We start from the raw sequence: 13165 nt of genomic DNA on the forward strand, positions 1-13165 counted from the left end.
CGAGCCTGCCTCGCCGTCCCTTCCAGTAAGCCCCAAGGAGACCGGCCTCGCACCTCGAGGCGCCATGCCCCGGGTCACGACTCGGTCACGGATCGTCCCGCCGGACCGGGTTGCAGTGGGCGGTGGCGGTGAGGATCAGGCCGACGTCGGGCCGCCACGGCTCGAGGTTCCACGTGGGCTTGTCGATCGCGCCGACCGCGTGGCACACCAGCTGGTTGTCCATCGTGGCGCTGTCCGCCTCCGGCTCCGCCGCGACGAGCTGCGTCCGGATCAGGTCGAGGCCCGCCTCGCCCGCGCGCCGGGCCCAGTCCGCCGGGTCGACGGCGAGCGACCGGCCGCCCTCGTTCTCGCCCCAGGTCGCGCTCTCGATCGCACGGTCGCCGGCCGTCACCGTGTACCGCACGGGTCCGGCGGAGCCGCTCTCGGCGGCGCCGGTCCCCTGGCCGGGCCGGAGCCGGTCGTCGACCTCCAGGCGGGCGTGGGTGGCGTCGACGTCCGTCACCTCGATGCGCGGGGCGGTGGACCCGGCGTCCGGCGGCGGCGCGGGCGGGCCGAGCGCCGCCACGGGTGTGCCGTCGCCGTCGAGCACGGTGACGCTGCCGTCGGAGTCGACGTCCAGCGCCCCGGCGGAGGTCAGCGTCAGGTCCGCCGTGTCGCCGGGCGCGAGGTCGAGGGTGACGGCCCGCGGCCCGTCACCCTCGACGACGGCGGCCCGCGGTGCCGTGAGCTCCAGCGTGGCGCCGCCCGTGGTGAGCGTGCTGACGGGGCGCTCCGGTGCGTCGCCGGCGGCCTCGGCCGGTCCGGGTGTCGGTGGCTCGTGGGACGCTGCGGCCGTCGGCTCGTCCTCGAAGCGTTGCGCCGCCCGGTCGACCAGCTCGCAGCCGCCGAGCAGGAGGACCAGCGTCAGTGCGGCGCAGGCGGCGAGCGGCCGGGCTGCGGTTCGGCGGGCTGGTCGGATCGGCACGGACCCATTGTGCGGCAGGGGGGCCGGGCCGCACCCGGTGCGGCGGGCGAGGCCGTGTGCGGGTCCGGTGTGCGGCCGGTGCGGGAGCTCGCACGGACTTCGCCCGTGCCGGGTGTGCCGGGTGGCGCGGTCGAACGTCACCCCCTATGGTTAGAACATGCGTTCGAACAAGGTGCTGGTGACTCGGGGTCCGGCCGACGTGCCGGACCGTTCTGCGCGCGGTGCTGTGGCGCCGCGCGAGTCGGGGTTCGCGAACCTCACGGAGGCGGTCGACGCGGTGGCGGCGGTCGACGCGCTGCTGGCCTCGCTCGCCGCCTCGCGCGCCGTGCTCATGGAGTCGGTCCGCGAGTGGGTGGCCGAACGGCCCGAGCAGTTCGAGGCTCCCGCGGCCGAGGCGGACGACGTCGCCGGCCTGGCCCCCGAGCTCGTCGAGGAGCTCGCCCGGGCGCTGCGGGTACCGGAGGGCTCGGCGGTCGCGCTGATCGAGGAGTCCCGTGCGTTGGTGCACGAGCACCCGCGCACCCTGGCCGCCCTGCGCGGCGGGCACATCAGCCATGCCCACGCGCAGACGATCCTCGGCTACACGGACGGGCTGCGCCGGGCCAACCGGGTGGCACTGGAGACGCGCCTGCTCAAGCACGCCCGCACCACCACACCGGGAGAGCTGAGCCTGGTCGCGCACACCGAGCGGGAACGGCGGCTCCGGCCGGACGTGCGGCCGGAACCGCGGGTCGTCGCGTCGGCGCGGTCGCGGCGTCAGCGGGTCAGCGCTTCCCCCACAGGTCGTCCCACGCGGTGAACGGGTCGGCGGGCGGGGCCTGCTGCGGGCTGCCGCCCGCGGCGACCGCCGGTGCCTGGGCGCCCCAGCCGGGATTCGCCCAGCCCGGGTCCGCCCAGCCGGTACCGCCCGGGCCGGCGTCGGCCGGGTGACCGGCCGGCAGGTGCTGCTCCGGCAGCCGGTCGTCGGACCACCCGGCGTCCGCCCAGCCCGCGTCGGTCCCGGGGGCGCCCCAGGCGGCCGCGGTGTCGTCGGGGTAGGCGGGGCCGGTCGTGCCCGGTGCGGGTTCGGGCGCGGACCAGCCCTGTCCCGCGTAGTGGGTGGCGCTCTGCGTCCCGCCCGCGTCCGCCCCGTACGGGTCCGGCGGCACCTCGTGCGCGCTGTAGTCGTACTGCTCGGGCGCGGCGGGCACCGGGCTGCTGTCCGACCAGTGCCCTGCCGGCGTGGTCTGTCCTGGCCAGGCGAGGGGATCCGAGGCGGGCCCTCCGGGTGGGTCCAGGGGCTGCTCCTGTGCCGCGTAGGGCCGGGCGCCTGCGGTGCCCGGGCCGCGGCCCGGCGCCCCCGGCGACGAGGCCGGGTGCCCGCCCGTGCCGTGCCTCGGCGTGGCCACCGCGGCGAAGGTCGTGGTGGCCAGGTACTGCTCGAACGGCACGTCGAACGTCTCGTCACGGGACCACGCCGAGTCCCAGGCGGCGGCCACCTGGGGCGCCGCCCCGCGCCGTCCGTCGTCCGGCATCGGGGGAAGGTTGATCTCGCCCGACCCGTGCAGCACCTGGTCGTGCATCTGGCCCACCCAGTTGACCGCGAGCTCGAAGCGCATCGTGCCGAGGCCGTTCACGCCCAGCTCGCCGCCCAGCGCGGGGTGCGGGTTGAAGGTGTAGACGTCCTCCTCGCCGAGGTGGATGCCACGGCTCCGGGCGTCCCGGACCAGGTCGTCCATCAGATAGGTCGCGCGGCCCTCGGGCGATTCGAGCTCGGCGTACATGGTGACTGCGGAGGTCCAGCGGAGCTCGAGCGTGCCCTCGACCGTGTCCAGGAACCACCATCCGTCCAGCGACTCGAGGAAGATGTCGCCGAAACAGGTCGCGAAGCGTGGAGTCTGCTCGCGAAGCCCCAGCCACCGCCATGAGGCGAGCCCGAACTCGAAGGCAACCTTCGGAAAAGTTCGGAGCAGCTTCATGTCCGAATGAAACCACTACCGGGTAAACGCCGGGAACCCCCCGGTGACATCTTTGTTACGCGGTTTCTCAATAGTGGCGGGCGCCCCTGCCGGGCCTCGCCGGAGGGTGAACCTGACACGGGAAATCCCGTGCGGTGCCACCGGCTGCACCGTGATGATGGCCGGATGGAGCAGGTGGAGGTCGTCGTCGCCCATCGCGACTGCGCGACGCTGCGCGTGGGTGACGTCTTCCTGAAGGTGGACGGCGACCAGGCGCGCAGCGACATCGAGGTGGAGGCGATGGCGAGGGCGCCGGTGCCGACCCCGGAGGTCCTGTGGCGGACCCCGCCGGCGCTCGCGCTCGCCGCCGTCCCGGGCACGGCGCTGGGTCGCCTCGGCAGCCCGTCCACCGCGTCGTCGTCGGCGTGGGCCGCGGCGGGCGCCATGGTCCGCAGGCTGCACGACGCGCCCGTGCCGCCCTGGCCCGGCAAGGGCCTCGGGGACATCGCGGCCCGGCTCGACGAGGAGTGCGAGTGGCTCGTGGGCAGCGGCACGCTCCCCGCCGACCTGATCGCGCGCAACCGCGAGGTGGCCGAGGCGGCGCTCCGGCCGTGGACGCCGGTGTTCGCGCACGGCGACCTGCAGCTCAGCCACGTCTTCGTCGAGGACGACGAGGGCACCGGGGTGATCGACTGGACCGAGGCGGGGCCGGGCGACGCCCTGTTCGACCTCGCCGTCCTGACGCTCGGGCAGGAGGAGCGCCTGGACGACGTCGTCGCGGGCTACGGCGCCGACGTCGACCTCGACGTGATCCGCGGGTGGTGGTCGCTGCGCAGCCTGGTGGCGATCCGCTGGCTCGTCGAGCACGGGTTCGACCCCGGCGCGCCGGGCTGCGAGATCGACGTGCTGCGCGCCCGGATGTGAGCCCGGACGTGGGTCCGGGCCCGGCCGCCACTCCGCACCGGCTCCGCTACGTGCCCGATCCGTAGCGCGGCGAACCCGGCCGGCGCAGCAGGCCGGACGTGATCGCGACACCGAGCAGCAGGAGCAGCCCGCCCCCGGCTTCTGCCGCGTTCGGCACCTCGCCGAACGCGATCCACGCCGCCGTCATGCCCACCACCGGGACGAGCATCGTGAACGGTGCCACCGCGCTCGCCCGGTACCGCGCCAGCAGGGTGTTCCAGACGCCGTACCCCACGAGGCTGGCGAGCCACGCCGTGTACAGCGTGGACAGTACGGCGGTCCAGGTGGGGTGCGTCAGGGCGTGGCCGACGGCGGCCGGCCCGTCGAGCAGCACCGCCAGAGCGAACATCGGCACGGGGACCACGAGCCCCGACCACACCGTCATGGACAGGCCCGCGAGCGGTCCCTGCCGGGTGCCCGTGGTCTGGTCGACCGACCCGAGCCGGCGCACGATCACGTTGCCGGTCGCCCAGGACGCCGCGGCCGCGAGCGTGAGCAGGAACGCGACCGCCGGTGTCGCCGCCGACCGGCCGAGGCCGACGACGACGAGGCCCACCGCGCCGAGCACGACCCCGACGAGCTGCGGCGTCGTCGGGCGCTCGCGGAGCGCGACGCTCGCGAAGAGGACCGTGAGGACGACCTGGGCCTGGAGCACGAGCGAGGCCAGCCCGGGCGGCATGTCGAGCCAGATCGCCGTGTACATGAGCGCGAACTGGCCGAGGCTGAGGAACAGGCCGACCACGAGGACGTCCTTCATCGCGGCCGCGGGCCGGGGGACCAGGAAGATCGCCGGCACCAGCACCACGACGAAGCGGACGGCGACGAACAGGGCGGGCGGCACGTCGTCGACGCCGAGGTCGATCGCCAGGAAGTTGGTGCCCCAGATCACCATGACGAGCACGGCGAGGAGCGAGTGGCGCAGGGGCATGCCGTCATGGTCGGCCCGGGCGACCCCGCCCGTCCATCGCGTATCACTGCCCGAGTCTTCAGCAGGCCTGAACGGTGGGCGGTGCCCTGACTACGTACTTTCCCGATCTTGTTCCACCCGGCGGGTGAAAAGTAGCGTCGCCGCACAGATGCCAGACACGTTCGCGAAGGAGCGTCCGATGCGCAGCACGAGACACCGCACCATCCGCACGACCGTGACGGCCACCGCGGCCGTGACGCTCGTCCTGTCCGCCTCCCTGGTCGCGTCCGCGGCGGCACCCCAGGCGCGGGACGGCGGGGCCGGCGCGGCTGCTGCTCCGGCCGAGGCAGCCGCCCTGACCTGGTCGGACGAGTTCGACGGCGCGGCGGGCAGCGCGCCGAACGGCGCCAACTGGAACTTCGAGACCGGGGGCGGCGGCTGGGGCAACAACGAGCTTCAGGTCTACACCGACTCCCGCGACAACTCGGCCCTGGACGGCAACGGCAACCTGGTGATCACGGCCCGGCAGGACGGCAACGGGGGCTACACGTCCGCACGTCTGACCACCAAGGGCAAGGTCCAGCCCACGTTCGGTCGCCTGGAGGCGCGCATCAAGATCCCGCGCGGGCAGGGCATCTGGCCGGCGTTCTGGATGCTCGGCGGCCAGTTCCCGAACACGGGATGGCCCGACGCGGGCGAGATCGACATCATGGAGAACGTCGGCTACGAGCCGCACCTGGTGCACGGCACGCTGCACGGCCCCGGGTACTCGGGCGGCAACGGGATCACCGGGCAGTACATGCACCCGCAGGGCTGGTCCTTCGCCGACGACTTCCACACCTTCGCGATCGACTGGCAGCCCGGCTCGATCACCTGGTCCGTCGACGGCGTCGCCTACCAGACGTTCACCACGGCGAACACCGGCGGCAACCCGTGGGTGTACGACCAGCCGTTCTTCTTCATCCTGAACGTCGCCGTCGGCGGCAACTGGCCGGGCTACCCGGACGGCACCACGCAGTTCCCCCAGAGCATGGTGGTCGACTACGTGCGCGTGTACGACTCACAGCTCTGACAGCTCGCCGGAGCGCGTCATCGGGGCGGTCCCGTCGTCACCGGACGGCAGGGCCGCTCCGCCGCGCGACCCGTCGTAGACTGGGGCGGGCGCTCCGGCGCCCGGAAACCTACCCCGCACGCAGAGGTTTACTCCATGACCGCGCCCGCGTCCCAGGCACCCTCCCGCCCGCAGCTCGACACCGTCGAGGTCGCAGCGGCCACCCCCGACGAGGTGCAGCCGTACGGAGAGCTCGGACTCAAGAAGGACGAGTACCAGCGCATCAAGGACATCCTGGGCCGCCGCCCCACCGCGGCCGAGCTCGCGATGTACTCCGTGATGTGGAGCGAGCACTGCTCGTACAAGTCGTCGAAGGTGCACCTGCGCAAGTTCGGCGAGCGCGTCACCGACGAGATGAAGGAGCACCTCCTCGTCGGCATCGGTGAGAACGCCGGCGTCGTCGACATCGGCGACGGCTGGGCCGTCACCTTCAAGGTCGAGTCGCACAACCACCCGTCGTTCGTCGAGCCCTACCAGGGCGCCGCGACCGGCGTGGGCGGCATCGTCCGCGACATCATCTCGATGGGCGCGCGCCCCGTGGCGGTCATGGACCAGCTCCGGTTCGGCGACGTGAACCACCCCGACACGGCGCGCGTCGTGCACGGCGTGGTCTCCGGCGTCGGCGGCTACGGCAACTCCCTGGGCCTGCCGAACATCGGCGGCGAGCTCGTCTTCGACGGTTCCTACCAGGGCAACCCGCTCGTCAACGCGCTCTGCCTCGGTGTGCTGCGGCACGAGGACATCCACCTTGCCAACGCCTCCGGCCTCGGCAACAAGGTGGTCCTGTTCGGCGCCCGCACGGGCGGCGACGGCATCGGCGGTGCCTCGATCCTCGCGTCCGAGACCTTCGAGGACGGCGTTCCCGCCAAGCGCCCGTCCGTCCAGGTGGGCGACCCCTTCATGGAGAAGGTGCTCATCGAGTGCTGCCTGGAGCTGTTCTCGGCCAAGGTCGTCGAGGGCATCCAGGACCTCGGCGCCGCGGGCATCTCCTGCGCCACCTCGGAGCTCGCCTCCAACGGTGACGGCGGCATGCACGTCGACCTCGACGACGTCCTGCTGCGCGACCCCACGCTGAACGCCGGCGAGATCCTCATGTCGGAGTCGCAGGAGCGCATGATGGCCGTCGTCCGGCCCGACCAGCTCGACGCGTTCCTCGCGATCACCGCGAAGTGGGAGGTCGAGACCGCCGTCATCGGCGAGGTCAACGACTCCGGCCGGCTCACCATCGACCACCACGGCCAGCGGATCGTCGACGTCGACCCGAAGACCGTGGCCCACGAGGGCCCCGTCTACGAGCGGCCCTACGCCCGTCCGGCGTGGCAGGACGGGCTGGCGGCCGACACGACGGTCGCCGCGGGCCTGGCCCGCCCGGCGTCCGGCGAGGAGCTGCGCGAGACCGCGCTGACGCTCCTGGCGTCCCCGAACCTCGCCTCCAAGGCGTGGGTCACCGACCAGTACGACCGCTTCGTCCAGGGCAACACGGCCCTCGCCCAGCCCGACGACGGCGGCGTCGTCCGCGTCGACGAGACCACGGGCCTCGGTGTCGCGCTCGCGACCGACGCGAACGGCCGCTACGGCAAGCTCGACCCGCGCACGGGCGCCGCGCTGGCGCTCGCGGAGGCGTACCGCAACGTCGCCACGTCCGGTGCCACCCCGCTCGCGGTGACGGACTGCCTGAACTTCGGCTCGCCCGAGCACCCGGACTCGATGTGGCAGCTCGTCGAGGCGATCGAGGGCCTGGCCGACGCCTGCCAGGAGCTCGGCGTGCCGGTCACGGGCGGCAACGTGTCGCTCTACAACGGCACCGGCGAGCCGGGACAGATCGACTCGTCGATCCATCCGACCCCCGTCGTGGGCGTGCTCGGCGTGATCGACGACGTCCGCACCGCTCTGGCCTCCGGCTGGCAGTCCGAGGGGCTGTCGCTCCTCCTGCTGGGTACCACGCGGGACGAGCTCGACGGCTCGGCGTGGGCCGACGTCGTGCACTCGCACCTCGGCGGCGTGCCGCCGCGGGTGGACCTGGCGGCCGAGAAGGCCCTGGCCGGTGTGCTCGTCGAGGCGCGGCGCTCCGGTCTCGCGGCCGCCGCGCACGACCTGTCCGAGGGCGGCCTGATCCAGGCCCTGCTGGAGGCGTCGCTGCGCTTCGGCGTCGGCGCGACGGTGGCGCTCGAGGGCGTCACGGGCCGCGACAAGGTGGACCCGTTCGTGGCGCTGTTCTCGGAGACGACCGGGCGCGTGGTCGTCGCCGTGGACCCGGAGCACGAGGGCGAGCTCACGCACCTCGCCGAGGACGCCGGCGTACCGGTGCTGCGCCTCGGTACCACGGGCGGCGACGCCGTGGTGGTCGAGGGTCACTTCGACCTCCCGCTCGACGAGGCCCGCGAGGCCCACGAGGGCACCCTGCCCCGCATCTTCGCCTGACCCGCGAACCCGCCGAAGGAGAACGGTGGCGAGACAGGACCGAGCGTTCTGTCTCGCCACCGTCTTGTCCCGCCACGGTTCTCCTTCGGCAGGCCGGGGGTGCCGGTAGGGTCCGGGGGTGCGATTTGTCCGTGGCCTTGTCTCGTTCGTGCTCTGGGTCGTCGCGATTCCTCTGCTGCTGGTGGCGTCGGGGCGGGTTCTGCCGTTCGACAACGTGCCGCCCCTGCCGCTGATCGTGGCGTTCACGCCCTGGGCGGCGCTGGTGACGCTGCCGCTGCTGGTCGTCGCCCTCTTCTCCCGGCGCTGGGTGCTGACGGTGCTGCTGGCGGTGTCGCTGGCGGCCTTCGTCTACTGGACCGCGCCCTTCTTCGTCCCGCCGCCCGCGTCCGCGCCCGCCGACCCCGCCGACGCCGGCACCGTGCGCGTGATGACCCTCAACGCCCACCTGGGGCAGGCCGACGCCGAGTCCGTGGTGGACCTCGTGGAGTCGCAGCACGTCGAGGCGCTGACGATCCTGGAGCTCACACCGGACCTGGAGGAGGCCCTGACCGACGCGGGTCTCGACGAGCTGCTGCCGCACAGCTTCACCGTCCCGGCGCCGGACGGCCCCGGGGGCAGCGGCCTGTGGTCGTCGACGCCCCTGAGCCGGCCGGAGCAGCTCCGCGGCACGAGCTTCGCCATGCCGTCGGCCCTCGTGGACGTGGGCGGTACGGACGTGCGCCTCACCGCCGTGCACCCCTACCCGCCGCTGCCCGAGGAGACCGCCACCTGGCGCACCGAGCTGGTCGAGCTCACCGAGCAGGCCCGGTCCGACCGGACCCCGCAGATCCTCGCCGGTGACTTCAACGCCACCTACGACCACGCGACCTTCCGCGACCTGCTCGGCTCGCGGTTCGCGGACGCGACCCGGGAGTGGGGCGCGGGCCCGGTCGTGACCTGGCCCGAGGGCAGCCGGGTGCCGCCGCTGTTCGCGCTGGACCACGTGGTGGTGGAGCGGGACATGCCGGTCTCCGACGTGGTGCCCATGGACGTCCCCGGGACGGACCACCGGGCGCTGCTGGCCACCGTCGTCGTCGAATAGCACAGCGACACCGCGCGGCGAGCGCGGAACCGGCCTATGTTCGCAGTTGTGCCGACTCGTCAGATGCGCCTCGCGCCCTCCGCCCCCGACGACGTGACGAGCGCCCTCGCGGCGCTCCGCGCCGAGGTCGGCCTGCCCGCGATGTTCCCGCAGGAGGTGCTCGAGGAGGCGCGTGCCGCGGCCGTGCGGGACTTCTCGGCCGGCCGGGCGGACCGGCGCGACATCGAGTTCGTGACCATCGACCCGCCGGGCTCCAAGGACCTCGACCAGGCGGTGCACGTGGAGCAGTCCGGCGAGGGCTACGTGGTGCACTACGCGATCGCGGACCTCGGCGCGTTCGTGGTGCCGGGCGGCGCCCTCGACACCGAGGTGCGCAAGCGGGGCATGACGATCTACGGGCCGGACGCCCGCACCCCGCTGCACCCGAAGATCCTCTCGGAGGGTGCGGCGAGCCTCCTGCCCGAGGAGGACCGACCGGCGGTGCTGTGGACCGTGACGCTGAACGCGCGCGGCATCATCACCGGTGCCGGGCTGGAGCGCGTGCTCGTGCGCAGCCGCGAACGGCTCACCTACGCCGAGGTCCAGTCGGCCCTCGACGCGGGGACCGCGAGCGAGTCCCTGCAGCTCCTGGCCGACGTCGGGCGCCTGCGTCAGTCGCTCGAGGTGGCCCGCGGCGGCGTGTCCCTGGAGGTGCCCGAGCAGGAGGTCGAGCGGCGCGAGGACGGCACCTACGCACTGTCGTTCCGCCGCAACCTGCCGGTCGAGGAGTGGAACGCGCAGATCTCGCTGCTCACCGGTATCGCCGCGGCGCACCTCATGCGGGAGGCCGGCGTCGGCATCCTGCGCACCCTGCCCGAGGCCGATCCCCGTGACCTGGCGCGGCTGCGCCGCACGGCCCGCGCGCTCGGCATCGAGTGGCCGGACACGCTCCCGTACGCCCGGCTGGTCCCGACGCTCGTCTCGCGCATCCCCGAGCACGCCGCGTTCCTCAACGAGGCGACCACGCTGTTCCGCGGGGCCGGCTACGTCGCCTTCGGCATGCCGGGCCCGGACGGAGCCGCGGTGGCGCCGCCGGAGAACACCCGGCACGCGGCGATCGCCGCGGACTACGCACACGTCACGGCGCCGTTGCGGCGCCTGGTGGACCGCTACGCGACGGAGATCTGCCTCGCCGTGTCGGCGGGGGCCCCGGTGCCCGCATGGGTGCTCACCGCGATGCAGGACCTGCCCGCGGTCATGGCGGAGACCGGCCGCCGGGCCTCGTCGTTCGAGCGCGAGTGCATCGACATCGTCGAGGCCTCGGTGCTCGCCGGCCGCCTCGGCGAGGACTTCGACGGCGTGGTGGTCGACCTCGACGACCCCCGGAAGGACGGCCAGGGCCCGCAGCGTGGTCAGGTCGTGCTGCGGGAGCCGGCCGTGCGCGCCCGGGTGACGGGTTCGCACCTCCCGCTGGGCGACGAGGTGCGGGTCCGGCTCGCCGAGGCCGACGTGGCCGAGCGCCGCGTCGCGTTCACGCTGCCCGGCGAGGAGCTGCCGGACGACGGCAGCGGCCGCGCCCTCGCCTCCGGTCGTGGCGGACGCCGCGCCGCGGGGCGCCGGGCCGCCGCGGCGTCGCGCCCGGTGTCGCCGCCCGAACCGTCGCCGTCACCGCGGCCGTCACCCTCCTCCCCGGAGCCGACGCCGAGGCCGGGGACCTCTCCGGAGGCCGCTCGGTCCTCGGTACCGGGATCGGGATCCTCGGGATCGTCCGTGACGGGACGGTCGGTCTCGCTCGGGTCGGCGATCTCGCCGCCCACGACACCTCCGGCGCCCGTGCCGTTCGCGCGGCCGGACGACGGGCCCCTGCCGGCACACGGCGCGCTGTTTCCTGAGGCCGCGGCACGGCCGGTGCAGCCGGCCCCGGAGCTGCCGCGTCCGGAGCTGCCGCGTCCCGAGTCGGCCCGTCCGGAGCCGTTTCGTCCGGAGCCGTCCCGTCCGGAGTCGCCGCTTGCCCGGTCGTCCCTTGCCGCGTCGCGGCTCCCCGAGCCGTCCCGTCCCGAGTCGTCGCACTCGCAGCCGTCACGCCCGCAGCCGATGAGCCGGGCGGCCCGGCGGAGCGCCGAGCAGGGTCCGGCGTGGTCGGAGACGGCCGCCGGCCCGGACTCGTGGCCGGGTACCGGGTCCGGTGCGGCGTCGTGGTCCGCCGTCGATCCCGGCGCGGAGAGCTGGCCGAACCCGGATCCAGGTCATTCCTGGGCGGGCCCCGAGACCACCGCCGCCCGGTCGTACCCGGAGCCCGCGCCGCAGGCTGCGCCGTCGTACCGGGTGGAGCAGGCGTTCCCGCAGGAGCGCTCCTCCGCGCGGGAGCTTCCGTACCCGCCCGAACCGTCCTCCACGCCGGATCGGCAGTACCCGGGCCACTCCGACGACCAGCGGTACCCGCAGGAGCAGTCCGCCCGGCCCGCGTCCGACGGCGGGACCGCGGCCTCCGCACCTGCCTCCGTCCCGCCGCACCCGGGGCACGGTGTGGGCTACCCGCCGGTGCGCCGGCCGGTGCGGCCGCAGGTCCGCGACGAGGTGCCGATGTCCCATCCCTGGCCGCGGCACGCCCCCGGGCCCCGGCGCACGGCGTCGCTGTCGCAGCCGGTCCCGGTCGTCCGCGGGGACGGGTACGCCGGCGGCGTGCACGTGGCGGAGTACCCGGTCCTCTCCTCGCGGGAGCTGCCGGTCGTGGTGGCGGCGGACCTGCTCGCGGTGGAGGGTCCGGGGCCCGACGGCTACCGCTACTGAGGCGGGCCGTCCGCGATACTGGCCCCATGACCCTTGCCGTACCCGTTCCCCGGTGGGCCGGCGCCGTGGCCGCCCTGGGTGTGTCCGTGCTGCTGGCCGGTTGTACGCCGTCGGACGGCGTACAGGACCTGGAGGCCCTGTTCGACGAGGAGCAGCAGGCCGAGGACGTGCTCCCGGACGCACAGCTCGCCGACCTCGCCGTCGACGGCGACACCACGCGCCGGCTCGGCGCGGACGGCGACGCCACGTTCTACGCCGCCCGCTCCGGGGACGGCGCCTCGACGTGCCTGGTCCTGACCAGCACCGAGGCCGACACGATCGCCGGCTGCACGATGACGCCCAACCCGACGGGGACCGAGGTGTCGAACGGCACCGACAAGGTCATGTTCGTCATGCCCGGAACCGACTTCACGAGCCTCGAACGGTCCGGCTGGACCCGGCTCGGCGACTTCCTGGCGGTGCAGTAGTGCCGCCGCGTCGCCGGACCGACCCCGAGGCCGGGCGCGCCGCCGTCGCGGCCTGGTCCCGGGACGAGGCGGACCGCCGTGCGGTGACCACCGCCGTGCGGTTCCTCCTGGAGGAGGTGGCCGCCGTCGCCCCCGGGAACTCCGTCGAGGTCCGGGTCCCGCCGGCCGGAGCCGTGCAGGCCGTCGCCGGTCCGCGGCACACCCGCGGTACGCCGCCGAACGTGGTCGAGACCGACCCGGAGACCTGGCTCGGCCTGGCCACGGGCGCGGTGAGCTGGGCGGACGCCGTCGCAGACGGACGCGTTCGGGCCTCGGGCGAGCGCTCGGACATCTCCCATCTGCTGCCGCTGACAGCGGGGCGCCGGGCGGTGTCCGGGGCGCTCGGCGACCTGGATCCACCGACCGGATCCGGGTGAACCGGGCGTGTCCGGCGTGTGCGCTGCCACGGATGTCGGTGCCACCCGCTAGCCTCGGCGTCGATCTCGTGGTTCGGCTGCGAGCAGGTTCACCCGGCGCCGGGGCGGCATTTTTCCCTGCGGGTGTCG

General features: G+C 74.2%; 11 protein-coding genes. 8 read left to right on the forward strand and 3 right to left on the reverse strand.

What is annotated here, in order from left to right:
* Positions 1-85: 85 nt before the first annotated feature.
* Positions 86-964, reverse strand: coding sequence for a DUF2599 domain-containing protein (locus ACIBBF_RS19435; protein WP_397416522.1), 879 nt, complete (start codon positions 962-964; stop codon positions 86-88).
* 157 nt (positions 965-1121) lie between these two features.
* Here ACIBBF_RS19435 and ACIBBF_RS19440 point away from each other — a divergent pair, with 157 nt between their 5' ends.
* Complete coding sequence (locus ACIBBF_RS19440; RefSeq protein WP_397416524.1) at positions 1122-1763, forward strand: DUF222 domain-containing protein; 642 nt, start codon at positions 1122-1124, stop codon at positions 1761-1763.
* Here the strand turns inward: ACIBBF_RS19440 and ACIBBF_RS19445 are convergent.
* Positions 1729-2922, reverse strand: coding sequence for a T6SS immunity protein Tdi1 domain-containing protein (locus ACIBBF_RS19445; RefSeq protein WP_397416526.1), 1194 nt, complete (start codon positions 2920-2922; stop codon positions 1729-1731). The genes ACIBBF_RS19440 and ACIBBF_RS19445 overlap by 35 nt on opposite strands.
* Before the next feature lie 165 nt (positions 2923-3087).
* Between ACIBBF_RS19445 and ACIBBF_RS19450 the strand changes: the two genes are divergently transcribed.
* On the forward strand, positions 3088-3825 hold the full coding sequence (locus ACIBBF_RS19450) for a phosphotransferase family protein (RefSeq protein ID WP_397416528.1): 738 nt from the start codon (positions 3088-3090) through the stop codon (positions 3823-3825).
* A gap of 46 nt (positions 3826-3871) precedes the next feature.
* Here ACIBBF_RS19450 and ACIBBF_RS19455 read toward each other — a convergent pair whose 3' ends face one another.
* Positions 3872-4792, reverse strand: coding sequence for an EamA family transporter (locus tag ACIBBF_RS19455; protein ID WP_397416530.1), 921 nt, complete (start codon positions 4790-4792; stop codon positions 3872-3874).
* Between the two features lie 178 nt (positions 4793-4970).
* Between ACIBBF_RS19455 and ACIBBF_RS19460 the strand changes: the two genes are divergently transcribed.
* The 6 genes from ACIBBF_RS19460 to ACIBBF_RS19485 all read left to right on the forward strand — a co-directional run bounded on the left by ACIBBF_RS19460 (position 4971) and on the right by ACIBBF_RS19485 (position 13036).
* A complete protein-coding gene (locus ACIBBF_RS19460; RefSeq protein WP_397416532.1) occupies positions 4971-5843 on the forward strand; it encodes a family 16 glycosylhydrolase in 873 nt (290 codons plus the stop codon).
* A gap of 135 nt (positions 5844-5978) precedes the next feature.
* Positions 5979-8303: a phosphoribosylformylglycinamidine synthase subunit PurL gene (gene purL, locus ACIBBF_RS19465; RefSeq protein ID WP_397416533.1), complete on the forward strand. Its 2325-nt coding sequence runs from the start codon at positions 5979-5981 to the stop codon at positions 8301-8303.
* A gap of 118 nt (positions 8304-8421) precedes the next feature.
* A complete protein-coding gene (locus ACIBBF_RS19470; RefSeq protein ID WP_397416534.1) occupies positions 8422-9384 on the forward strand; it encodes an endonuclease/exonuclease/phosphatase family protein in 963 nt (320 codons plus the stop codon).
* 48 nt (positions 9385-9432) lie between these two features.
* A complete protein-coding gene (locus tag ACIBBF_RS19475) occupies positions 9433-12153 on the forward strand; it encodes an RNB domain-containing ribonuclease (protein ID WP_397416536.1) in 2721 nt (906 codons plus the stop codon).
* A 26-nt stretch (positions 12154-12179) separates the two neighbouring features.
* On the forward strand, positions 12180-12620 hold the full coding sequence (locus ACIBBF_RS19480; protein WP_397416538.1) for a hypothetical protein: 441 nt from the start codon (positions 12180-12182) through the stop codon (positions 12618-12620).
* Positions 12620-13036, forward strand: a complete 417-nt coding sequence (locus tag ACIBBF_RS19485) for a sterol carrier family protein (RefSeq protein ID WP_397416540.1) — start codon at positions 12620-12622, stop codon at positions 13034-13036. The genes ACIBBF_RS19480 and ACIBBF_RS19485 overlap by 1 nt, the downstream gene beginning before the upstream one ends.
* Positions 13037-13165 lie beyond the last annotated feature (129 nt).

Source organism: Promicromonospora sp. NPDC050880 (assembly GCF_044456525.1).
Classification (GTDB): domain Bacteria; phylum Actinomycetota; class Actinomycetes; order Actinomycetales; family Cellulomonadaceae; genus Promicromonospora.